This window comes from Flectobacillus sp. (genome assembly GCF_049240685.1).
In the GTDB taxonomy this organism is placed as follows: Bacteria; Bacteroidota; Bacteroidia; order Cytophagales; family Spirosomataceae; genus Flectobacillus.
The window spans coordinates 1-23,206 of record NZ_JBMLSD010000253.1 but is presented as its reverse complement, the minus strand read 5'-3'; the positions used below and the strand labels follow the sequence as shown (position 1 = coordinate 23,206).

At 35.8% G+C, this 23,206-nt stretch carries 20 protein-coding genes; 15 read left to right on the top strand and 5 right to left on the bottom strand.

Annotated elements, in window-relative coordinates:
• Window positions 1-189: 189 nt before the first annotated feature.
• Window positions 190-2,436: a molybdopterin cofactor-binding domain-containing protein gene (locus ACOVQ4_RS11665; RefSeq protein WP_421820817.1), complete on the bottom strand. Its 2,247-nt coding sequence runs from the start codon at window positions 2,434-2,436 to the stop codon at window positions 190-192.
• A gap of 22 nt (window positions 2,437-2,458) precedes the next feature.
• A complete protein-coding gene (locus tag ACOVQ4_RS11660; RefSeq protein WP_421820816.1) occupies window positions 2,459-2,914 on the bottom strand; it encodes a (2Fe-2S)-binding protein in 456 nt (151 codons plus the stop codon).
• Between the two features lie 445 nt (window positions 2,915-3,359).
• Here ACOVQ4_RS11660 and ACOVQ4_RS11655 point away from each other — a divergent pair, with 445 nt between their 5' ends.
• Complete coding sequence (locus ACOVQ4_RS11655; protein ID WP_421820815.1) at window positions 3,360-4,196, top strand: DUF6671 family protein; 837 nt, start codon at window positions 3,360-3,362, stop codon at window positions 4,194-4,196.
• Between the two features lie 462 nt (window positions 4,197-4,658).
• Here the strand turns inward: ACOVQ4_RS11655 and ACOVQ4_RS11650 are convergent, their stop codons facing one another.
• On the bottom strand, window positions 4,659-6,893 hold the full coding sequence (locus ACOVQ4_RS11650) for a TonB-dependent receptor family protein (RefSeq protein ID WP_421820814.1): 2,235 nt from the start codon (window positions 6,891-6,893) through the stop codon (window positions 4,659-4,661).
• A gap of 839 nt (window positions 6,894-7,732) precedes the next feature.
• Here ACOVQ4_RS11650 and ACOVQ4_RS11645 point away from each other — a divergent pair.
• From ACOVQ4_RS11645 to ACOVQ4_RS11580, 14 genes are all read left to right on the top strand, one after another.
• Window positions 7,733-8,482: a hypothetical protein gene (locus tag ACOVQ4_RS11645; protein ID WP_421820813.1), complete on the top strand. Its 750-nt coding sequence runs from the start codon at window positions 7,733-7,735 to the stop codon at window positions 8,480-8,482.
• A 364-nt stretch (window positions 8,483-8,846) separates the two neighbouring features.
• Complete coding sequence (locus tag ACOVQ4_RS11640) at window positions 8,847-9,392, top strand: hypothetical protein (protein ID WP_421820812.1); 546 nt, start codon at window positions 8,847-8,849, stop codon at window positions 9,390-9,392.
• 269 nt (window positions 9,393-9,661) lie between these two features.
• Entirely contained in the window at window positions 9,662-9,832 is a 171-nt protein-coding gene (locus ACOVQ4_RS11635) for a GNAT family N-acetyltransferase (RefSeq protein ID WP_421820818.1), read from the top strand.
• The gene (locus ACOVQ4_RS11630) at window positions 9,829-9,969 is read left to right on the top strand and encodes a hypothetical protein (RefSeq protein ID WP_421820811.1); all 141 of its coding nucleotides are present in this window, start codon (window positions 9,829-9,831) and stop codon (window positions 9,967-9,969) included. The genes ACOVQ4_RS11635 and ACOVQ4_RS11630 overlap by 4 nt, the downstream gene beginning before the upstream one ends.
• 65 nt (window positions 9,970-10,034) lie before the next feature.
• Entirely contained in the window at window positions 10,035-10,571 is a 537-nt protein-coding gene (locus ACOVQ4_RS11625) for a hypothetical protein (protein ID WP_421820810.1), read from the top strand.
• A 132-nt stretch (window positions 10,572-10,703) separates the two neighbouring features.
• A complete protein-coding gene (locus tag ACOVQ4_RS11620; RefSeq protein WP_421820809.1) occupies window positions 10,704-11,900 on the top strand; it encodes a S41 family peptidase in 1,197 nt (398 codons plus the stop codon).
• Window positions 11,901-12,091: 191 nt separating this feature from the next.
• A complete protein-coding gene (locus ACOVQ4_RS11615) occupies window positions 12,092-12,502 on the top strand; it encodes a lipocalin family protein (protein ID WP_421820808.1) in 411 nt (136 codons plus the stop codon).
• Between the two features lie 486 nt (window positions 12,503-12,988).
• Window positions 12,989-13,942, top strand: coding sequence for a hypothetical protein (locus tag ACOVQ4_RS11610; protein ID WP_421820807.1), 954 nt, complete (start codon window positions 12,989-12,991; stop codon window positions 13,940-13,942).
• Between the two features lie 171 nt (window positions 13,943-14,113).
• Window positions 14,114-14,269 carry a hypothetical protein gene (locus ACOVQ4_RS11605; protein ID WP_421820806.1) on the top strand — a complete coding sequence of 52 codons (156 nt, stop codon included), beginning with the start codon at window positions 14,114-14,116 and terminating at the stop codon, window positions 14,267-14,269.
• A gap of 116 nt (window positions 14,270-14,385) precedes the next feature.
• The gene (locus tag ACOVQ4_RS11600) at window positions 14,386-15,600 is read left to right on the top strand and encodes an exo-beta-N-acetylmuramidase NamZ family protein (RefSeq protein WP_421820805.1); all 1,215 of its coding nucleotides are present in this window, start codon (window positions 14,386-14,388) and stop codon (window positions 15,598-15,600) included.
• 381 nt (window positions 15,601-15,981) lie between these two features.
• The gene (locus tag ACOVQ4_RS11595; RefSeq protein ID WP_421820804.1) at window positions 15,982-16,776 is read left to right on the top strand and encodes an alpha/beta family hydrolase; all 795 of its coding nucleotides are present in this window, start codon (window positions 15,982-15,984) and stop codon (window positions 16,774-16,776) included.
• Window positions 16,777-17,044: 268 nt separating this feature from the next.
• Window positions 17,045-17,656, top strand: coding sequence for a hypothetical protein (locus tag ACOVQ4_RS11590; RefSeq protein WP_421820803.1), 612 nt, complete (start codon window positions 17,045-17,047; stop codon window positions 17,654-17,656).
• Window positions 17,657-17,813: 157 nt separating this feature from the next.
• Window positions 17,814-18,446 (top strand): ankyrin repeat domain-containing protein, encoded by a 633-nt coding sequence (locus ACOVQ4_RS11585; RefSeq protein ID WP_421820802.1) that lies wholly within the window; start codon window positions 17,814-17,816, stop codon window positions 18,444-18,446.
• 463 nt (window positions 18,447-18,909) lie between these two features.
• Window positions 18,910-19,368, top strand: a complete 459-nt coding sequence (locus tag ACOVQ4_RS11580; protein WP_421820801.1) for a hypothetical protein — start codon at window positions 18,910-18,912, stop codon at window positions 19,366-19,368.
• Between the two features lie 912 nt (window positions 19,369-20,280).
• Here ACOVQ4_RS11580 and ACOVQ4_RS11575 read toward each other — a convergent pair.
• Window positions 20,281-22,194: a YgiQ family radical SAM protein gene (locus ACOVQ4_RS11575; RefSeq protein ID WP_421820800.1), complete on the bottom strand. Its 1,914-nt coding sequence runs from the start codon at window positions 22,192-22,194 to the stop codon at window positions 20,281-20,283.
• 743 nt (window positions 22,195-22,937) lie between these two features.
• Window positions 22,938-23,206, bottom strand: a 269-nt coding sequence (gene trxA / locus ACOVQ4_RS11570; RefSeq protein ID WP_421820799.1) for a thioredoxin, incomplete at its 5' end; no start/stop codon positions are given.

The window sequence follows — 23,206 nt, the reverse complement described above, 5'->3', positions numbered from 1 at the left end:
TGGACTCATTTTTTTAACAGTTTTAAACTGTTTTTAAACATTCATTGAAAAAGTATAAATACCTTTTCTCTTTTTGTCCAGTAATCAATAATTTTGATTAATTCAAGATGTTATATTTTAAAAATCAAAACACTAACTTACAATTCACTAACTCACAATTCACTAATTCACAACTCACTCATCACTCATTTATGACTTTGTTATTTCGCTAGAGAAAGGTTGGTTGTAAAAACGCTTCCCTGTGCTTTTATACAACGCATTGGCAACAGCCCCGAACACAGGAGGGAATGGTGGCTCGCCAAGCCCCGTTGGGTCGATTGTATTTTGTACAAAATGAACGTCTATTTCTTTGGGGGCTTCATTATGACGGATGATTCGGTAATTATGGAAATTACTTTGTTCGGCTACGCCGTTTTTGTGGGTCAATGCCCCGTAAAACGCATTACCGATGCCATCCACGACGGCCCCTTGTACCATGTTTTTGGCAGCATCGGGGTTTACGACAATACCGCAATCAATGGCACTGGTCACTTTTTCCACATAAGGCTGACCGTCACGCATGACTATATCCACCACATGACCCGCGTAAGAAGCATGACAAAAATAAGCGGCTACACCTCGCTTTTTACCCTTATTTTCGGGTTTGTCCCAGCCCGATTTTTCTCTGAGCAATTCCAATACGCCAGCGTATCGGTCGGCATCGTATTCGTTGTTTTTACCTACTGGATTTTCTTTGGCACGTTTCAATAAATCCAGACGCATTTGTATTGGGTCTTTGCCCATTGCTTCGGCCACTTCGTCTAAAAACGACTGTTCGGCCGCAGCGTTGAAATTTGAGCGAGGTGCTCGGAAAGCCCCAATGGTAATATTAGAAGGAATCTCCCAAGCCTCAGCCAAATAGTTATCCACCGCACCAGCAGGGAAACGGTTGGCATGAATAGGATTTTCGGGAATACCGCCCCCTTTTACGTGAAAAGCAATCAGGTTTTTGTTTGCGTCTAAAGCCGCACGGTAAGTAGCCGTGTACATTGGACGATAGATGCCGTAAGTCATATCGTCTTCACGGGTATAAATCAATTTGACAGGAGCTTTCAAGCGTTGAGAGATGCGAGCCGCTTCGTACACATATTGCGCATAAGCTCTACGTCCAAAACCACCGCCCATACGGGTCATCTGAATCTCGATTTTATCGGCAGGTAAATTCAAAATTTTTGAGAGTGATGGTTCCATGAAACCAGGAGCTTGTAAAGGGCCTGCCACCAAAGCTTTATCTTCGGAAACATGGGCGAAGAAGTTCATAGGCTCCATGGTGTTGTGAGCCAAAAATGGAGCATTATAAGTCCGTTCAATCACCAGAGCGGCATTTTTAAAAGCGGTTTCTGGGTCGCCATCTTTTCTTAATTGCTGTGCAGGTCTTTTTGCATAATCCGCCATCAGCGCCAATTGATCAGCAGTGGTTTCTAACCTTCCCGGAATAGTGACTTCTTTTTTGCCCCCTCGTCCCATCATGGTTTCTTTGAGGTCGCCAGTGGGTTCCCATTGGGCTTTGATTTTTTTACGAGCGTTCATTACTTCCCAAGTAGATTTACCCACAATGGCAATCATTTCGTTGGAAGTACGAGTATCAAAAAGACTTTGTTCAAAACCATCGTCATAGAGTTTGAAGCTAAAAATGTCTTTGATTCCTGGCATCTTCAACGCTTGAGATGCATCAAAAGATTTAAGTTTCATCCCAAAAGCAGGCGGATGCTGAATCATGGCAATGAGCATTCCGTCAACTTTAAAATCTATGCCAAAAAGCGGTTTTCCCGTAACTACTTTAACTCCTTCTGTATTTTTCTTTGAATGATTAACAATAGAAAAATCTTTAGGTGTTTTTAGTTGTACTTCTTTCGGAACGGGAATAGTAGCTGCCTTGCTCGCCATTTCGCCATACTTTGCCGATTTTCCGCTTGAATGCAACAAAACACCTGCTTGGGTCGTAATTTCACTGGCTGGAACACCCCACGTCTGAGCCGCCGCCTCAATAAGCATTTGTCTTGCCGAAGCCCCTGCGTTTCTCAAAGGTTTCCAGTACATTCTTACAGAATTACTACCGCCTGTAAATTGCATTCCTAATTTTACGTTATCGTGTGGCCCCATTTCTACAACCACGTTTTTCCAATCTACGTCCAATTCTTCAGCTACTATCATAGGGAGCGAAGTCATGACGTTTTGACCAAATTCGGGGTTTGGACAAATTATTTTGATAACATTATCTGGCGTAATTTTGATATAGCCATTAAGTTCATTCGATTGTTCTGGCAAATTCAATGCCTCCATTTTGTCGGCAGCTTGAGCATTGGCGAGCCAAGTAAAACTCATCATGAGTCCACCACCTGCCAACATGGAAGACTTTAAAAACGAACGACGGTTTTGTGTATTGTTATTTTCCATTTTAAATCAAGGTTAAGGTTGGTTACTTTTGTGCTGCTGCCTTAATCGCCTCTTTGATACGTAAATAAGTACCACAACGACAAATGTTTCCGCTCATGTAATTATCAATGTCTTCGTCGGTTGGATGTGGGTTTTCTTTCAATAAAGCCGTAGCACTCATGATTTGTCCAGCCTGACAGTAGCCGCATTGAGCAACATCGTGTTCAATCCAAGCTTTTTGCACGGGGTGTGTCCCATCGGCAGATAGCCCCTCGATGGTTGTAATGGCTTGTTTGCCAACGGCCGAAACAGGGAGGCTACAAGAACGCACCGCAGTACCATCCAAATGCACAGTACAAGCCCCACACATAGCCATACCGCATCCAAATTTTGTACCTGTCATATTCAAATGGTCTCTTAAAACCCAAAGAATTGGGGTTGAAGGGTCAACATCTATTTGTTGCGTTTTCCCATTTATTTTTAGAGAATATTTTGCCATAATACTATGTTTGCTTTTAATGGATAATTAACAAATCTATTTGAAAAAACTAAGATTGATTGATGCTAAAAAATATAGTAAAAGTAGGAATTTAAACCTCTTTAGCTTGATTTTTGTTTATTTTTATAAATTGTTTAAGAATAATTTTCACTGAGATAATAAGTAAAAAAGTCTTGCCTTATTACAATTATGACTCTTGGCAAGGAATAGCCGTTGCAAATAGGATTCATATCTCAACTTGGAATTTTCTATTTATTGCCTATTGCTAAAGACTTTATGTTTTATTAAATAAGACTTTATGCTCATTATTGAGCGGTACAAAAATAAGTACAATGCCAACATCAAATAGGATATAAATTACAGCTTTTTATACCATTTTTACTGATAAAGTTCTTATTTTGGTCAACTTCTAAAACTCAGAGAGTACTTACTATATTTTGATTAAATGTTTAAGAATAGAAAAATTATTATTGCTACCAAGCATCAAAAAGAACAAGTGATAGCTCCTTTACTTGAAAAGGAATTGGGGCTAAATTGCTTTGTAGACCCTCATTTCGATACTGATGTACTTGGAACTTTCACTGGTGAAATTGAACGAGAGCTTGATCCAGTGGCTACCGCGAGAGAAAAGTGCCTAAGAGCCATGCAACTGAACGATTGCGATTTGGGAATTGCCTCTGAGGGTTCTTTTGGGGCTCATCCTTCTTATTTTTTTTTGAATGCAGACGATGAGATTATAATTTTTATTGACCGGCTGAATAAGCTCGAAATCGTTGCTAGAGAAATTTCGACAGATACTAATTTTAACGCTCGTGAGTTAGTTTCGGAAGATGAGCTGATTTGTTTTGCTCAGGAGGTTGGGTTTCCCGAGCATGGGATAATACTACGGAAATCTAAAGCTGATAGGGAGGATATTTACAAGGGGATAACTGATTTTGATGTTCTAAAAAATACATTTAAGCAGCTTATTCAAAAAGGTGATAGCGTTTATGCAGAGACAGATATGCGTGCTTTGTACAATCCTAAAAGGATGAAAGTCATAGAAAAGGCTACGATTAAGCTGCTCAAAAAAATTAATTCAAAGTGCCCGAGTTGTCAAATGCCAGGTTTTGAGATTACCGAGGCAGTAAGTGGTTTAGCGTGTAGTCAATGTGGAGCTCCGACAAATTCTGCACTATACTGTCTATACGTTTGTAAGCACTGTCAGTTTTCTGAAAAACAAATGTATCCTGAAGGAAAAAAAACCGAAGACCCAGCTTATTGCGATTATTGTAATCCCTAATGATTTAGATAGAATACTTTATTGTTCTTGACAAAGGATTTTCTTTAATGTTGATAACTTTAATCAATTTCATGAAAACATTAGAAGCCTTACAAAAACCTTCAACATCCGCCATTCAAACATTTTATTTTCCTTAATCTATAAAAAATTTGTTCGAAAAGAAGAAGGTTACTAACTTAAGTAATCGTGCAGAATTATATTTAAGTTTTTTGTTTTAGGGAACAGGCAACAGGCATAAGGCAAAGAGTGTTAAAATGTTTTTATTAACCACGGTTATGCTTTTTTCCAAAGCCCAGCGCCGAAAGCTGATACCTGAAAGCTTAAAGCACAATCTTAAACTTTATTTTGCGTACTAACTTAACATTGGGGATTATACATTAGTTTATCCAATCTTTTGTATGCTAAAAAGGGTTATTTTCTAACCTATAATCCCCAATTCAAACTCCTCCTGAATAGAATTACTTACAGTGAAATTTTAAAACCGACCGTAGCACTCATAGGAATGTTGGAACGATAGCCTTGTGGTAGGTTTGCAACGATAGGTAAATTATTACTGAGATTATTCAACAGTACAAAGCTTGTTAATACTTTTGACCATTGGTAGTTTCCGCTGAGGTCAAAAATCCAATAGGATGGGAGTGTGTTTACGGCGTTATACTCCGTTGTATTACTTGGGGTAATTTCAACTCCTTGACTTGGCTTCACACGTGTTGCACCTGTATATCTTCCCGTAAAATATACTGAGAGCTTTTTTCTTTCCAAACCCACACCTAAATTTAACTGGTGTGGCGTGATAAAGGGTATTATATCACCTCTATTAATCGTGGTATTTCCCCAATCTCCTCCTGCATTCACAAAAGTATCACCAAATCTGGCATTTGTATAAGTATAAGCAATGTTAAGTGGTAATCTGATATCCGTATTTTGCTTCAAATGAAACAAATCATAATTGAAGCTAAACTCCACGCCATCAGTATTGGCATTTCCTGCATTAAAGGTATCACCTGTACCAAGCCCACCGCCCGACATATTGTCGGAACCCAAAATATTAGCATAGTTATTATGAAAAAGGGTGATTTGAGATTTTATACCATTTTTCTCATATAGATATCCTAACTCATAGCTTACAGCAGATTCGGGTTTTGCTTGTAAGTTTGACGAATTTAGGGTTGGTGTTCCGGGAGGAGAAAACCCTCTATAGATTCCCCCATAAAGGCTGCTAAAGTTGTTTAGTTCATAATTCAAACCAATACTTGGTAAAAAAACACTAATATTATTTTCGGCTGTACGGAGATTCGTTCCTAACCTAGCATTGTCGGAGGTGCCAAAATTTTCAAGATTTAGACTAATATCTTCATATCTCACACCGGGATTAATGGTCAGATTTTTGAAGTGAACAATATAGGATAAATAAGTCGCTGTGCTACTGGCATATCTGATTTGATTTTCACTATTTCCAGTAACACCCGCGCTTGCCAAAACCATTACTTTTTGGGTCATATTGTAAGTGGATTGAGTAGCAAGCCTATCTGCTCTATCTTTGTGTAGTCTCAAACCAACTTGTAGTTTATGCGAAAACGCACCTGTCGCAAATTGATATTGTAGGTTCGATTGTATACCTTGGCTATAATATTTTCGGGCTGCTGCCTGAAAAACTACTTTCCCATCACTTTGCCCTGTCATGATATTGTAGGCCGCTGGAAAAGCACCAGGGTTACTCAATAAATTCGAAATGCTTTGATCACCAATACTGTTTACACGTCCCCAATCACGAAATGTATAGGCATAATACCCGACTGTATTGAGAGATAATTTTGGAGAAAAGACTACAGCATGACTAAGACTAATGTCCTGATGTTGAAGCGTTAGTAAATCCTTTTGTGTGGCGGCATATCGGCGATTAGGGTTATTCAGAAAATCCTGATAAGTAAGACCCAGATACGACTCATTGCCATCCTCTGTGGCATTTACTACTTTTAAGGTAAGTGATTGCTTTATTTTGGCATCAGCTGAGGTATGCCAACGAAGTTTTGCCATAAAATCACGACGGTCAAATCCTGTATTGCCTCCGTTATCAAGCTCTTTGAAGCCATTACTGGCCAGACGATTAACTTCGAAAACATAATCGAATTGATTTTGAGAATCACCCACCCAAACTCGCTGCTGATTAGTTCCAAAACTACCGTAAGAAACTTGCGCTAATCCTTTAAATGAAGTGGGTATTGGTGTAGACAAAAGGTTAACTGCTCCACCAATCGTATAGGGGCCATATTTTACCTGACTGCTGCCCTTAAGAACTTCAACGCCAGCCATACGGGCAAAAGTTGGAAAATAATAAGCAGATGGGTCAGCGTATGGCGCTGGCGCAATCAGAATACCATCTTCCATTAACGTTATTTTTGCACTTCTGTTTACAGGAGTACCTCTGAGTCCAATATTTGGTCTAAGCCCGAAACCTTCTTCATCTCGGATATTAACCCCAGGTACTATCCTCAAAACTTTATTTACATCAGGCTGATTAAGATTCGATAATTTCTGGTTATTGATAAACTCTCCAGAGCCGAAGAGTATTTTCGATTTACTTTCTACTATCGTAACTTCCTCCAAGACCTTCGAACTATCGCGAACAAATGGTTGATTTTGAGCAAAAGTGGTTGTACTGAATACGAGAAGTAAGCAAGAGATATTTAGATTCATAATTTATTTAGATTAATTATAAATAAAAACAAAGTTACATTTGAAATGTTTTGCCTCGCAAACTAAAGGTCTATAAAATAGGATTTAAAAAAATTATGACATTCATTAAAATTTCTTTTGTAGCTAGATTTTTGTGCAATATATAACTGTAAATCAGTAGATTAGTTGAATTGGTAAGTCTTTAATTCGGGGTGAATCATTTTTGAATTCAGCAGCGTGTGTTGAAAAAAGGTTCAGTATAAGAGGTTTTAAATCAATCATTTTTGAATCGAAATTTGAACATTTCTCATTGTCGTGAAAATTATTACTTTTTCGTATAACTGCTAAGTGATTAGTCATCGATGTAAAATTTAAACTATCTATTACCAAAATCATTTTATCCATTTTTTCTTAAAACTAATCTTTTAATAATGAAACTAAAAAAATAGTTTGAAGGTAGGGGGGAAATACCTCGAGGCTGTCATATCTATAAAAGTGTAGCACTTAGACATTCGTTTTGTAATTAAGCATCAATTATTCCTGGTTAAATTGGAAGACGTTTTTAGTTAATAGTCTGATTACTGGACAAAAAAACTACAAATTACTTATCTCTATTTAATTAGGTAGAGAAAATAATCCAGACAACATTTGATTACAAACATGTCGACCTAATAGCTTGACCGAAGGATGCAGACTGAGTTTTTGAGATAACTGAAAGCTAAAGTGACCTTATTTGTCCTGTTTGTTAATAAGCTTGTTAGTATAAATCGATGTTCTTGGTACCGAGTTAGAAATGATAAAATTCAAACTAATTTGTATATTCGTTTCTAAAAGTCAAAAATTATTATCCAAAGTTTAGTATGAATAAAGCCTTTTTGTTACTCTTTTTGTTGGTATTCGGTACTTCAACTGTCAAGGCAGGTGAACCACGGATTCAAACGACTATCAAATCAAGAAATGAACACTTTACGTTAAAATTGAAAAAAAATACCTGGAACCTCACAGATGCCAAAGGTAATTTGATGTATTCGATTCCTGAAAAAGGTTATTCGGCAATGTCTATCTTTGTAACGAATGATGGCAAAAGTGTAGTGATATTAGATGATTTGTTGAATGCAAGCAAACTCCTTAAAAAATCCGTGATTCGTTTTTTTTATGAAGGAAAACAAATAGCGAATTATAACTTTTCTGATTTAGTAAAAGATACCTGTAATGTAATCCGAAAAGCAGAGGAGGTCAGATGGACTTTGGAAGATTTTGATTTGGCTAAGAATGATTCGATATTTTCTATAGCAACATTTGAGTTTAATGAAATTGATTTTAATGTAAAAACTGGGGTCATTTCCAAGAATAAAAAGCCCTTTACTGTTGATAAAAATACCTATATTTTGAGAGGGCGTTTTTATAAATCCTCTTCTTCGGACAAGACTGAAATGACAATCAGAAAATATATTCTTGGTGATAAGTTACCTTTTGATACCATACATTTTACCACTGATATGTACACAAAAGGACATTGGGACCAAGTGCTCGTAATAAAAGATGGGGTAGATGTGACACCTATCAGGTACAGAGGTGAAGTTTTTGGAGATGCTTGTTTGATGAATTAGTCAAATATTTTTTTTCGAAAATTTTAATAATCAATGTAATTATCTCGAAATGACCATTGTTGTTTTTTGTGCCTTCTCCTTTCAGTCTCAGGCCATCAGATTTAGGCTATTGGACAAAAGGAATTTCTTTTGTTAGTAGGAAGACGTTATCTGTTAATAATCTATTGGTTATTTGAAGATATTCATAATCAGAAGGTTATAGTTAGATTTTACCTTAGACATACGAATAATTTAAACTTTCCTACTTCTTAATTAAAATATTCAACAACAATTAGCCTGTTGCCTATACCTTAAGAAATTAACTTAAATAACGCTAAAAACCATTACAGAATCCTTAAGTAACACAACTAAAATTTGATTGTTTATGAACCTACGCTTTATTCTTCAAGAGGAGGATTATCTCCAACACGAATTGTTTGTTGCCTCTGACAACAAAATATTCAAATTTTCTTCAGCACGTATTCTTGGTGCTTATCTGGCTGTGTCGGCAGTTTCAGGTTATTATTTGTATACGCAAAACCATCTGACCGCTGCGCTTATATCGATTGCTATAGGTGGAGGAATTATCGCACTATTGCCAAGATTGATAAAGGCTTATTACAAGAATGAGATTGTTAAGTATGTGCAAAATACCTTCGGAAGTAGTCGTGGGAAAGAAATTGAATGTGAGTTTTTTACAGATAATTTGATGATGGGTGATGGAGAAAGGGCTGCTACTATTCCTTATGCGCAGTTTGAAAATGTTACCGAAACTCGTGATTATTTTTATGCAAAAATCAAGGCAAGTTCTCATATTATTATTCCCAAAGGGGGTGTCGGAAATGCGCATCGAGTAAAACAGCATCTTTTATCAATATGTAAAGACTTAGACATCCCTTACCACGAAAATTTGGATTGGTCTTGGGAATAGAACTTGAGCAAATATTACCAATGATGATAATCTCTTGAAGCCCAACCATGATTGAATGTTTGGGCTTTTTGACGCCACAGCATTACAATACACTTCTTTCCTGTCACTAAAAATGATTGAGTTAAGTAATAAGACGTTATTAGTTAACAGAATATTGGTTATTTGAAGATATTCATAATCAAAACAACCAGATTATGTATATTGCTAAGCTGTACTAAAAATGGGAAGCCGACACAACAGCATGTTTTAATTTTGATTTTAGCTTTGAGATTTTTGCCAATGTTTTACAATATTCTCCTCAGGTTAAAGCATTTCTGTTTATAAAAAATGGTGTAGCCCTTGGGTGTGGGACTCTTTTTGTTGATTCGCATCACGTGGCAGGATTGCATACCATTGGTACTTTACCAGAAGGTAGAAACAAAGGAATCGGAAAAAAATGACGAAAAAATTACTCTGGGAGGCACAAAACCTAGGATGTGAGCTGGCAGTATTGAGTGCCTCTGTAATGGGAGAACCTATCTACGCCAAATTGGGATTTGAGACCTATGGCGAGCTCCGAACGTTTATAATGGTTTAGTAACATTTTTTTGATAGGATTTGCAACATTTTGCGTTTGCTTGAGTCTTTTAGTAAAAATAGTTCATGATGAAAATAAACTCACTTATCTCGACATTTTTAGTTTTTATCTTTTCTTGGGGATTAAACTTAAAGTATGCCCATGCATCCAATTCAAATAGTTACCTAAGAGTAAATTTGGATTCTTTAACTTCTAATTCTGGAAATCTACTTTTTGATTTAAAAGATGGAGAAACCCTATCCTTATTAGTCCACACTGAGGGCTGTTACGGTAGCAGCGCAAAGCTTATTTTATTCACGAAGGAGAAAAATACTGTTGTCTCTCGACTTTATTTCAATCCAGATTTAAGGTCAAACCCTATTTCATCCAGAGGGCCTTTCGATGCTAAGAATGGAAATATGATTGCAACAATTTCGATGACACAAAGTGATATTGACTATTTTCAGAAATTTCTGAATAGCTTACATGGTCTAAAAGACCAGGGCTGTTCTAATATTACTAGATATTACCTAAGCTCGGGAAGATTTACGCTACAAAAGCTCGACGGAAGCTGTCAATGGAATGGTTTTGAACAATTGCAAAAAAGGCTTTTTAACCAATAATTGTATATCCTTGCCAGAGAAATCTGGCATTTTTTATGTTATGTCTACCATCTTTCTTCTCATTCAACCTTCCATAACATCTTAAGGCATTGGTGAGTCGTTTCTTTCTATTTTTGACTAAAAACTAATTTTATGAAAATTACAAAAATTCTACTTCTCTTTTCATTTCTTATTCTTAGTTTGAATCTCCTTGGACAAACCAAATATGAGAAGGACTTTGAAAGCTTTAATGATATAATTCAAGAGCATTACGCGTATTTGAATCAACAAAAAATTGATTGGAGGAAGGTTATCGCTATTTATAAGCCCAAAGTTGAACAAATTAAATCCGATAGAGAGTTTATTATACTGCTCGAAAATTTATTGATAGAATTGCAGAATGGACATTCTTCTTTAAATGTAAATTTGAATACGTCGAATCGTCTGGTTCCTTCTGGACAGGATCTCTTTGTGGTTGAAACAAATGGAAAATTTTGGGTTAAAGATGTCAAAGTTGGAAGCAATGCCGAGCTAGCTGGTGTCAAAATAGGAAGCCAAGTAATCAAATTTAATGGCAAAGATATTGCAGAACAACTTCCCAATTTTCTACCAAAACATGTACAATCCTACACCAAGTCGATGAGGCAGTTTGCATTGGATATGCTTTTTGCGGGGACACATGATAAAAAAAGGAGCATAGTGGTACAAACGAACCAAGCGACCCAAAGTATCGAATTGGACAATCGGGTTTTGCCTAATGAAAAAAGTACATTGCTTAGTGTCAAGAAAATTAATTCCTCGAAAGTGTTGATTAAAATTAATAACTGTTTGTGGAATAATGATTTAATCGGTGTTTTTGATCAGACTTTAGATTCACTTCTTAAAGTTCCTATACTGATCCTTGATTTGACTGATACCCCGAGTGGAGGAAATTCTACTGTCGCCAGAGCAATTATGGGGAGATTTATTAATAAACCTATGGCTTATCAACAACACGAATATGATGAAAACGCCTTCGAAACAAAACGTCATTGGATTGAATATGTATATCCAAGAAAGAAGATGTATCAAGGAAAATTATTCGTAATGGTAGGGCATTGGACAGGCAGCATGGGAGAAGGCATGGCGATTGGGTTTGATGCTTTTCAGAAACCGACGGTGGTCGGTACAAAAATGGCTGGTCTTTTGGGCGCTATCGAGGGCTTCAATTTAAAGGAAACAAATATCAATTTCCAAATACCAACAGAAAGATTGTATCATTTGAATGGAAAGCCAAGGGAGGATTTCCTACCAAAGGTTATAACTGAAAACTCGACAGAAACACTAAATTATATTCTCAAGGCAAAATGACCGTTTAATAATTGAATTCAAATAATATTGCATAATACCCTATATTTGTAATCTGGTTTTATTTATAAATGCAATTTTATATGTATTAACGAATAATTATATTGATTATTTGAAATATTCAATACTTTTAAGAGTGTATATCTTGTAAAATTGTTTTGTAATTTCTATCTAATGTTTAATAAATAATTTTTATGAAAATCAAATTAATTCTACCAATTCTCTTCCTTTTGTTCGTTACATCTTGTAAGAAAAACGATGATCCTGCGCCTGTAAGTATTCAAGGAAAATGGACGATGACTTCCGCTAGAGTAAAAACAACAGGTTCTTTTAGCACCGATTTAACGCTTAATTTATCGCCAGAAAGTTACATTCAATTCAATTCGGATGGTACAGGTATTACGTCTTCAGGATTTAGTGGACAACCTATGTCTACAGAAAACTTCACGTATAAGCTAGATGGTACAAAAATTACCACTACAAATTCTGACAAGGAGGTTTCGACCCTCGAAATCCAAACGCTAACTTCAAATAGTTTAGTGCTATATGAAAAGCAAGTTTCTGGAGGTGACGTTGGTGAAACTTGGTTGAACTGCAAAAAGTAATGTCAGTCAGAATGAAGCATTCCCTTTATTGATTGCTTAATTTGAGTAAAAATTTATTGATTGTCGGACAAAATGAGAAAAGGGCATCCTGATGTTTTATATTTCTCACTGAATTAAAAATAAACAGGTTAAAACTGTTAAAAAAATGAGTCCAAGACTAAGTCTTGTACTAGTATCTTCAAATTTGTCCAGTAATCAGAAAGAATTTACTTTTATTGAGGCAATATTCTGATTTTAAGGATATTTGATATAGAAATATGCTAACCAAAAGGGCGGTCGGATTCAGTTTTTCGACTGCCCTTTTTTGTAAAATTTTTGATATTGTTTTTATTTTTGATGATTTGATTCTACTGTTTGCTTAAATCATTATGACAAAATAATGATACACATCACTAAATTGTAAATTTCTAAATTCGGGATGACTCAAGATTTTACCTATCTTTATCCAAAGTATTGTTTTATCTAATTCAATCGCAGTCATTTCGGATGAAAAAATCAGGTATTCTTCAAGCCATTGCCTATTTGTTTATAGCTTTTCTTAATTTTTCCTGTGTAATTCAAAAGAATTCAGCCTTACCCTTTCTTTCAAAGGAGAGTTATTGTGTTCCTCCAAAGTATGTAAACTATTTTAAGTATAACAACCATACCAATGCAGATTCGGTACTGAATGCCAATAGTATGTTAAGGCTTAAGTTTTCGGCGGAAAGCATTTTAATTATGAATGTTTTGAGAATTAATGATGAAGTTTATGAAATTGTAAAACAATCTGACAAAAAAAACCTTGAAACCTCCGTACGATTGAATGCCCTAAAGCAGCAAATCGATAATCGGGTTTGGTTGGCAAACTCCGAAATTGATGCACTGAGTGCTGAACTCGATTGCGAAGGCGAACGAATCGACCAAATTGCTCAATTTATAGACGATAAAAATTCGAATTCAAATAATAAATTAACCGTAGCGTCTATTGTCATCGGTGCTGTTTCTGGAATCACGAGCGTATTAATTACCAAGGAATCTATCAATAATGGCGTTGCTATTGGGGCAGGCGTAATCGGAGCTGGCTTGGGATTTGCTACCTTAAACCCTAAAGGGAAAAAAATTGAATTAATCACTACTAGAAATTTGCTGAGAGATATTTGGTTAGAACAAAATAATAACGATATATCCCCATTTGTATGGTATATGCTCACCGAGCCTAGATTTAGCAATACAGGAAAGTCGTCTTTATTAAAAAATACGAAAAACAGGTGGTTGTTGTACCAATTTGACGATAACCTAAAATTGGCCAATCAATCAGTGAACTTTTCATCAGGAGGAATTTACTTCGCTGAGGATTTACACGCCCGAAGCCAGATGATTAATCAGTTGCAGTCTGTTGTCCGTTCAACAAAGCAAAACTTGAATGTATTTATTGCAGAACTTACAAGCGCTTTTGATTAAGTAATTTTAGATAATGGGTTGAGTAATAGGCACAAGGCACAAGGCAACAGGCAACAGGCACAAGGCATCAGGCACAAGGTACTAGGCATAAGGCAACAGGCATCAGACACAAGGCAATACGCACAAGGCAATACGCACAAGAGATAGAGTGTTAAATTGTTTTTTTGTAATATGAGATATTTTTTGCACAAGGCTTACAGCCCACAGCCTACAGCCCACAGCCTACAGCCCACAGCCTACAGCCTACAGCCTACAGCCTACAGCCTACAGCCTTCAGCCGAGTTGCGTATTTACTCAAGAATAGATGAATTTTTTGCTAACCAATAAGTTTATTTGCTTAGACGAATCTTAGATAGGGATAGACATCTTTATAATTTTTTGTAAGTTTAATTTTTAATCAAATACCCAATATTAATTTTTTCAATTACTTCATCCCAAAGCCTATGAAACTAATAGCTTCATTTTTGATTGTCTTTATATCTTTTACCGCCTTGGCTAAGTCTGAGCCTCATAACCAACTCCCAAAATCTAAATCCATCATCACGGGTGCCGATCAAACAGATCAGTATTTTGAATACCTAAAGGGAAAAAGAATTGGGGTATTAGCCAATCCTACCACTATTATTGGAAAAAAACACTTGGTGGATAGTCTACTTTCGAGGGGAATAAATATAGTGAAGGTTTTTGGTCCTGAGCACGGATTTCGAGGAAACGCCAGTAATGGTACTAAGGTATCTGACGAAAAAGACGCAGCCACAGGGATTCAAATTATTTCTTTGTATGGCAAAAAGAGAAAACCCTCGGCTGATGATTTGGCTAATGTGGATTTAATGATATTTGATATTCAAGATGTTGGATGCCGTTTTTATACTTATATTAATGTGCTTCGAGATGTTATGGAATCTTGTGCTGAATATAACAAAGAACTTCTCATTTTAGACCGACCAAACCCTAATGGGTATTTGGTGGATGGCCCAATTTTGGATATGAAACTCAAATCTGGTATTGGCCAATTTCCCGTACCTATTGCCCATGGAATGACAATTGGTGAGTTTGCTCAAATGATAAATGGAGAAGGTTGGTTGCCCGAAAAAAAGGTATGTAAGTTGAAAATTGTAAAAGTGCTAAATTATAAACACGATATGGAGTATATTCTCCCTGTAAATCCATCTCCAAATCTCAATACACCTCAAAGTATCCTGTTATATCCCTCTACCTGTTTGTTTGAAGGAACACGACTCAATCATGGTCGTGGAACATATTTTGCCTTCACAATTCTTGGAAGTCCACTTTACAAAGGTATTTATGATTTTGCCTACACTCCCGTAAGTATTAAAGGAATGAGTGAGTCGCCTCTGTATATGAATGAAGAATGTTATGGACTTGACCTTCGTAATTTTGACACAAATGAACTCAGAAAAAAATGTCAATTGAATCTTTCTTGGATAATCGAATTGTATAATAAATATCCCGAAAAAGATAAATTTTTTGATAAAAGCTTGAGTAAACAAATTGGTAATATCGATTATCTGATTGGTGTTTCTGAATTCAAAGAACAATTAAAGGCTGGTAAATCAGAAAAGGAAATTAGAGCATCATGGGAGCCAGGACTAAGCGAATACAAAAAAATGAGAAAGAAATATTTATTATACAAGTAAGTTATCGTGCAAAATTAAATTTAAGTTTTGTGTTTTAGGGATAAGGCAACAGCTACAAGGCCAAGAGTGTTAAAATGTTTTTTACGACCACGGACAAGCAATTATCCCATAGCCCACCGCCGAAAGCCGATACCTGAAAGTCTAGAGCACAATCTTAAACCTTATTTTGCGTACTAATTTAAGTAATTGAGCAAAATTAGATTTACCTTATTTGTTTTTGGCAATAGGCAAATAGTGTTAGGAACAATAAATGTATTTTTGCAGAATGCCCAAAGCTCAAAAATTAAATTTGATTGGAGAGCTTTAGGCTGTAAGCATTAGGCAAAAGGTCCTTATCATTTCATAAAAGGACTTTATTCTTTGCCTCCTGCCTATCTCCGAATGAATTATATCTATTTAGCCTTACTTCTTTCTCTTACCGAGTTTTCTCCTTTCTTGTTGAACCTAATTGATAAAGGTATGACAATCAAAACCACCAAACCTCCAATTATTTTATTGCTAGGGCGTGATGACTGGCAGAAAGATTTAAACCTTAACTTTATTCTGACAAATTATATTCAAAAAAAAGGGATAAAAATTGCTTGGGAGGACGCCCTTGGTGGAATTATTTTAAAATATAGATTGTGCTTAGGAAAGTATTTCAAATTATCGGAATCCTTTGATAAGTTTTTGATTCGTTGTTTACAATTGCTTTTGGCCTTGGTAAATTGGAAATATGCTCGTCATTTGTTCCGACAATTTAAGGATAATCATCATAAATTTACCATTTCAGGTAGATGTATGCGCGTTCGCGAAAGAATTCAAGCCTTATCATTTAAGTATGAGGTATATATCATTTCTCGCTCCTCTGGCGGGCGTGTCGCCTCATTAATTGCCGATGACTTGCCTATTAAACATATTATTTGTCTTGGATATCCTTTCCAAAATCCTGAAAATGGCGTAGAGCCTGAGCGATATGAGCATTTACCAACCATGTCAACCCCTTTTTTGATTATTCAGGGAGCGCATGACGATTATGGCGGGAGTGAAGTTCTCGAAAAATACAGTTTTCATCAAAATACAAAAATTGCTGTTATTGATACCGACCATGGGTTTAGGATGAAACCAGAGCAATGGCAAATTCTTTATGATTTGATGGACGGCGTTCTGCCAAAAATTGACTCCAAAACCAACTAATAGTTGCTTCAATTTGGATTTATTAAAATTGACTCGTCATAGTTTCATGTTTATTAAGTCAATAATTTTCAAGGTACACAAAAAAGCAAAAAGCAATTCTATTAGCCTAAATAGGCATCACACCGCAGTTTTTAGATTAAAATCCAACTCATTTCTTTATATTTTCTCATAAAATAATTTCAATTAATTCTTATTTTGTTTTTGTTTTCAAAAAAAAAGTATCTTGCTGTTCAGTTTAAACCATTAATTACTAAATCCTTAACTTACTATGAAATACTTCATTTTTTCAATCGGACTAATTCTACTGTCGGGTCAGATGATGGCTCAAAATCCAGCACCACAAAAATCAAAGCCTTCAGCTTCTGGCACTGAATTGAAAGCGCTTCGAGAAACCTTGATAAAGGCTTATAAATGGCAAGAAACACATTTTGCAATGGCGGATTATGATCCAGTATCCGACTCAAAGGAGGAAAAATACATTGGCTTGGATTTCAAGATTCATCAAAAGCGCTTAAAAGAGTTAGAAAATTCTGGATTTTTCTCACAAGAATTTATAAAAAATTATGATGAAATAGGTAAAGGGATTCATAATCGTTTAAAATCCCAGAAAGAAGTATGGCTTGTTGGAAATATGTCTCCGTTTGGTGATGATTCTAATCCTTGGTGTCATTGTCAAGACTATCCATCGGATGAACCTTGGACTAAATTGGTTGTTAAAAACCTAGATTTGAAGGGTGATACCGCTACTTTTTATTGGACTTGGGGAGATACTGTTTTTTCAAAAGGGTTTGCTTACAAGGTTCGTATGCAAAAAGTGGATGGTCGTTGGAAAATTAGCTATTTGCAGGGCTTTGACAAAAAGGTCTACTTTCACTCTTAGGTTTACAATTATATGATGTTAGGAGGGAAAGGTATTTGGCAAAAAACTATCTGCGGAGATTCCAGATATTTTCTAACATTTTGCCAAATGCCTGTTTCCTGTTGACTTACATATAATTTTGGACTCGTAATTACCACTGAACAAAAATTTTAAAACAATGATGTCAGAAATTTTGAAGTCAGGCGACTTGGCTCTCCTAGAGAAAACATTACAACAGAATCCTCAGTTTGCAAATCAAGGTATCGAACTTAATGCAAATACACCTGTATTAGCGCATCCCTTACACAGGTTATGTGATTATGTTTGGGAAGGACAACTATCACAAAATAAGGCCATTGAGTTAGCCACTTTTTTGATAAATCATGGCTCGGATATTAATGGTTTTGCGCCAAAACCCCTTCAGGATACGCCACTTATAGCAGCTGCAAGTATGTATTTAAGTGATTTGGGAGAGTTTTATCTTTCTCAAGGAGCTGATACCCATATTCAAGGATGTTATGGAGGTACGGCTTTGCATTGGGCGGCTTGGTGTGGTCTCCCAAGTTTGGTGAAAAAACTTATACCCTTGAGTGTCGACCTCAATCAAAAATGTTTTGAGTATGAAGCAACACCCCTGTTTTGGTCAATTCATGGACTCAAACAAGATAAACGCTCATCTCGTGCCAATCATTTGGCATGTGTAAAGCATATAGTAGAGTCAGGCGCAAACTTACAAATTCCAAATAAAGAAGGCTTGAGTGTTTTTGATTTAATGGCAACAGACACCGAAGTCTTGACTATTTTAAAATGAAAACCCCTTGATTTCGAAACGAGCAAAAATTTTTAGCCAAAGAATCATTCTTGAATTACCTAATTAATATGCAGACCTTTGCTCTTCTTTTCTGAAGCCATTTGCAGTAAGCCCCGAGCTATAGAAATAAAGGTATTTTTATAAAATCCTAAGTTAGTAAGTAGGAAAACGTTGTTGGTTAATAGTATATCGGTAAATTGAAGATATTCATAATCAAAAGGTTACCCTCAACTTTTACCTTTGAGATACTATTGATTTAATCTTTCCTGCTACTTACTTCCGCAAAATAAAATTTAATTTTTAAGCTTTGGACATTTGACAAAAATATATCCATTCTTGCTAAAAAACGATTTATCGTACTGCCTTGTGCCTCCTTCTTGAGATATTTTAATCATAGTTTACAGAACTAATCACTTATATTTGAGACGATATTTTGAACCCAAAAGATATAACATTAAAACAAATGAGAAAATCAACCATGAATGCCGCCCTAGTGATTTGTCTAATTTTATTTGGTAAATCATTCGATTCAGCGGGAAATATTTCTTTTGTGCATAAGGAGATTTTAGTTGAGGATGAACCCTCGATGGCATTTTTAAGAAAGTTACAGGGAAAGTATCCTTATGATGTAAAGCTGTTTAATTCACAAGCGTTAAGTACGAGGTTAAAGAAATTATTGGGAAATCGCTATCAATACATGGTCAAAACATGGGCTGTTGAGATTCCCATCGAAATTAAAAATAACCTTTTTGTTGCGAGTGGATGTGAGCAGCATAATTGTGGCGCTACCAATTTTATTATTGTTTACGATTTTGCAAAAAATAATTTATCAGTTGGGGTGAGGGAAGAAGATAAAGTAAAAACTTATTCCGAAGATGGGAGTAATTCGCCAAGGGTTCTTCAATGGGTAAATAACTACTGATAGTAATTTTATAACTAAAAAATCAAAAGCCTCAGAATAATCTGAGGCTTTTTTACAAAGTAAGGCTATAAAGTTAAAGTTAATGCAAATAAATATGTGTTAGATTACAATATTTCAGATTTAAAACAAGCTCAACCCGTAGTGAAACACTATAGATTAAAATTTTGTAGAAAACTTATTTGGGATAATTCAATCGATTATTAACAACGATGTAGCACGAGGAGCAGTGAAAAGGACAAAATTCTTACGTTTTGTGACTTTTGATATTTATCTATAGCTGAAAGTTATAACCATTAATAATAAAAACAAAATTTTTGAGTAAAAATTTATATCACATGATTTGGTGATATTGGATGCAAAGTAGTGATGAGCGATGTTTTTTTTATTTGTGAATATGTTAATTATTGATGAAAGTCAATAAAACTGTCTGATTTTGCTGTAAAATATTGGAAAAGTTATATTTTGGAGATTGCTATTTATTTTGCAAATACTTTTATTAAAGTTTAACTTCGTTTTATTTGTAAGAATTTGATTACTTTTTGATAGAGATAATTTTGAAATGTATTCAAGTAGTGTTTCAAAATTCATCTTTTTTTTAGTAAAATTTTCTATATCACTTTTCTAAAAAGTAGTAAAACAGCGATGCTGAAATTAGAAGGTTTTGTTTATTGGGACAGGTGTAAATGGATACTTTGCCTATTTTCTTGAGATTGACAGAAATTCTTTTTTGTGATAAAGCAAGAATTTTTGGCTATTCAAATTTTCAGCTTGGGATTTTTTGCCAAGTTATCAATAAAAAAGCGGTTGGATAAAAACTCCTGACCGCTTTTTTGATAAAAACTTACTAAAATTTCTAACGTTTGAGCCGCAAGCATCGAGTAGCTTCAGAAAATATTCTTCGGACTCAACAGTTTATCTTCTAAATTTATTTTTTCTTCTTTGATTATTCGACGATTTGTCTAACTGAGCAATTTGGTCTGCTGCTTGCTTTTTTGGATTAGCCAAAAGCTTTTCTGCTAAATCAGGACGTTTGAGTTTGATTAAACGTTGTTTTATCCAACCTTTAATTTCAGGCTTATACCAGAAAAAGTACTTATTCTGTGCTTGCTTTTCCTCTCTAGTTTTGGCAGTTGCAATAGGTTGTAAAGTGTATGGATGTACCCCAGAATAATAAATTACCTCCGCAACCGTCATCGGTGTTGGTGTAAAATCCTGCACCTGTTCCAACTGAAAGCCCAAATCTTTAGTTTCGGCAGCCAGATTGGCCATATCTACTTCTTCACAGCCCGGATGCGATGAAATAAAGTAAGGAATTAAAGGCTGATTCAGATTATGTTTGGCCTGAATATCGTCGTATTTCTCCTTAAATTTTCTGAAATATTTGAAAGAGGGTTTACGCATTACCTTTAGCGTATTGTCTGAAGTGTGTTCTGGTGCTACCTTCAAGCGCCCCGATACATGTCGAGTAATCAATTGCTCCATATACTCGTCATGGTTGCCATCTTGATTATTTTTGTTGAAATCATCAACTAATAAATCGTAACGCACACCCGAACCAACAAAAGCTTTTTTGATTTTCGGATGCTCATCTACTTTTTTGTACAACTGCGTTAGAGGCTTGTGAGAAGTATCTAGGTTTGAGCATATTACAGGGTGAATACAGCTTGGACTCTGACATCTGGCGCAAATAGACTCATCTTTACCCTTCATGCGATACATATTGGCCGAAGGACCACCCAAATCGGAGATATAGCCTTTAAATTCAGGATGTTGTGTAATTTGTTCAACCTCCTTCATAATAGATTTTTCGCTTCTTGAAGCAATGAATTTTCCTTGGTGCGCCGAAATTGTACAAAAACTACATCCTCCAAAACAACCACGGTGCATATTCAAAGAGAATTTAATCATCTCATACGCTGGAATTGTACCACGTTTTTTGTATTTGGGATGGGGTAGTCGCGTGTACGGCAAATCAAAAGATTTATCCATTTCGCTCTCTTCCATAGTTTTGAAGGGCGGATTGATAACCAAGGTTTTTTTGCCAACCTTTTGGATAATTCTATTTGCCTGCCACTTGTTTGATTCCACCTCAACTATTTTAAAGTTGGAGGCATATTTAATTTTATCCTTCAGACATTCCTCATGGCTATTGAGTTCTACAGTTTCCCAATTATTGTATTCCTGTAAAGGTTCTGAATTGGTTTGGAGATAGGCAATCTGATTGACATTTTTGATGGTTTGCATAGGCACACCTTGCTTCACCAGCCTCAATAATTCACGAAGGGGTTGTTCGCCCATGCCGTATACCAACAAATCGGCACCAGAATCTTCTAATATCGTTGGCATTAATCGGTCTTGCCAGTAATCATAATGTGTAACTCTTCTCAGAGATGCCTCAATACCACCAATCAAAACAGGAACGTCGGGATATAATTCTTTGAGGATTTTGGTATAAACCGTAGTAGCATAATCTGGGCGGTAGCCAGCTTCACCACCTGGGGTATAGGAGTCGTTTGAACGCAAACGTTTGTTAGCTGTATAATGATTCACCATCGAATCCATACAACCAGCAGTTACGCCAAAGAAATATTTTGGGCGACCAAATTTTTTGAAATCTCTTAAATCATCTTTCCAATTGGGCTGTGCCACAACAGCTACTCTAAACCCCTCACTTTCTATAATACGCCCAATCACAGCCGTACCAAATGCAGGGTGATCTACATAAGCATCTCCCGAGATTAGTACAACATCTACATCGTCCCAGCCACGTTTTTCAATCTCTTTTTTGGTAAGAGGCAACCAGTCGGTAATCGGTCTTTCTAACATAATGCAAAATTACGCAAAATAGCGTTGATGATAACTCCTAAAAGAGTTACAAAGTAACAAGTGGTATGAAAGTTTTTAGGTTAGTGCTAATATGAAGCCTAAGCTAATTTGAAGGTGATGAGGTACAAAGCTATTTTCGTAACTCGTTTCTTAAACAATTTGAGAAACAAAAAAGTTTAAAGTTCTCCAAGATAAGTCCGAAAAATTTAAGCTAGTAAGTAATTGTGCAGTATTAAGATATAACTTGAGTGCTTTAGGCTGTGAGCTGTACGTATTAGGTGACACTTCGTAAAAAACTTCCTTTTTATTTAGCTTGTGGTTTTGTGCTATGGGCAATTGGCAAAAATAGATTTTTGTTACTAAAAAAACATTTTCACACTCTTTGCCTTGTATCTTTAGCACGAGACGAAGCCTGCAAAATTATTATTAATTAAGTAGAGAAACGTTGTTTTTTGATTGTATATTGGTTATTTGAAGATGTTCATAATCATAAAGTTAACCTCAATTTTTCCTCAGATATGCTATCCATTTAATGTTCTTGTTACTTATCATAAATGAGTTTTTAGAAAAGCCTAATGCCTAAAACAAATACCTAAAATCTGGTTATGCAAAATAACTCAAGACATAATAGCTTTATTAAAAAACAATAAGGCGAAGCCAGAAATATCTAGCCTCGCCCTTGTATGAATTACAATTGAAAAAGATAATCTTAGTTTGTTGGCAAAACAATCCAAACTAATTGATTACGCATGTCTCAAAAGAGTTTGCTCCAATACAGATTTAGGGATGTTTCCACCAACTAATCTTTCTTTCAATTCACCATTTTTAAAAATCATTAAAGTTGGAATTGAACGGATTCCCAAAGTGGCAGGAACAACCGAGTTGGCATCCACATCCATTTTAGCAACAACAGCCTGACCTTCCACATCGTCAGCAAGAGCTTCTACAACTGGGCCAATCATTTTACAAGGTCCACACCATTCTGCCCAAAAATCTACTAATACAGGTTTGT

What these genes read in the sequence shown, in the direction of transcription:
- ACOVQ4_RS11615 (WP_421820808.1), top strand. Translation starts at nt 12,092, where the DNA reads ATGAAAATCAAATTAATTCTACCAATTCTCTTCCTTTTGTTCGTTACA.
- ACOVQ4_RS11625 (WP_421820810.1), top strand. Translation starts at nt 10,035, where the DNA reads ATGATGAAAATAAACTCACTTATCTCGACATTTTTAGTTTTTATCTTT.
- ACOVQ4_RS11575 (WP_421820800.1), bottom strand. Translation starts at nt 22,194, where the DNA reads ATGTTAGAAAGACCGATTACCGACTGGTTGCCTCTTACCAAAAAAGAG.
- ACOVQ4_RS11610 (WP_421820807.1), top strand. Translation starts at nt 12,989, where the DNA reads ATGAAAAAATCAGGTATTCTTCAAGCCATTGCCTATTTGTTTATAGCT.
- ACOVQ4_RS11655 (WP_421820815.1), top strand. Translation starts at nt 3,360, where the DNA reads ATGTTTAAGAATAGAAAAATTATTATTGCTACCAAGCATCAAAAAGAA.
- ACOVQ4_RS11620 (WP_421820809.1), top strand. Translation starts at nt 10,704, where the DNA reads ATGAAAATTACAAAAATTCTACTTCTCTTTTCATTTCTTATTCTTAGT.
- ACOVQ4_RS11645 (WP_421820813.1), top strand. Translation starts at nt 7,733, where the DNA reads ATGAATAAAGCCTTTTTGTTACTCTTTTTGTTGGTATTCGGTACTTCA.
- ACOVQ4_RS11580 (WP_421820801.1), top strand. Translation starts at nt 18,910, where the DNA reads ATGAGAAAATCAACCATGAATGCCGCCCTAGTGATTTGTCTAATTTTA.
- ACOVQ4_RS11660 (WP_421820816.1), bottom strand. Translation starts at nt 2,914, where the DNA reads ATGGCAAAATATTCTCTAAAAATAAATGGGAAAACGCAACAAATAGAT.
- ACOVQ4_RS11590 (WP_421820803.1), top strand. Translation starts at nt 17,045, where the DNA reads ATGAAATACTTCATTTTTTCAATCGGACTAATTCTACTGTCGGGTCAG.
- ACOVQ4_RS11605 (WP_421820806.1), top strand. Translation starts at nt 14,114, where the DNA reads ATGAGATATTTTTTGCACAAGGCTTACAGCCCACAGCCTACAGCCCAC.
- ACOVQ4_RS11630 (WP_421820811.1), top strand. Translation starts at nt 9,829, where the DNA reads ATGACGAAAAAATTACTCTGGGAGGCACAAAACCTAGGATGTGAGCTG.
- ACOVQ4_RS11640 (WP_421820812.1), top strand. Translation starts at nt 8,847, where the DNA reads ATGAACCTACGCTTTATTCTTCAAGAGGAGGATTATCTCCAACACGAA.
- ACOVQ4_RS11665 (WP_421820817.1), bottom strand. Translation starts at nt 2,436, where the DNA reads ATGGAAAATAACAATACACAAAACCGTCGTTCGTTTTTAAAGTCTTCC.
- ACOVQ4_RS11595 (WP_421820804.1), top strand. Translation starts at nt 15,982, where the DNA reads ATGAATTATATCTATTTAGCCTTACTTCTTTCTCTTACCGAGTTTTCT.
- ACOVQ4_RS11585 (WP_421820802.1), top strand. Translation starts at nt 17,814, where the DNA reads ATGATGTCAGAAATTTTGAAGTCAGGCGACTTGGCTCTCCTAGAGAAA.
- ACOVQ4_RS11650 (WP_421820814.1), bottom strand. Translation starts at nt 6,893, where the DNA reads ATGAATCTAAATATCTCTTGCTTACTTCTCGTATTCAGTACAACCACT.
- ACOVQ4_RS11600 (WP_421820805.1), top strand. Translation starts at nt 14,386, where the DNA reads ATGAAACTAATAGCTTCATTTTTGATTGTCTTTATATCTTTTACCGCC.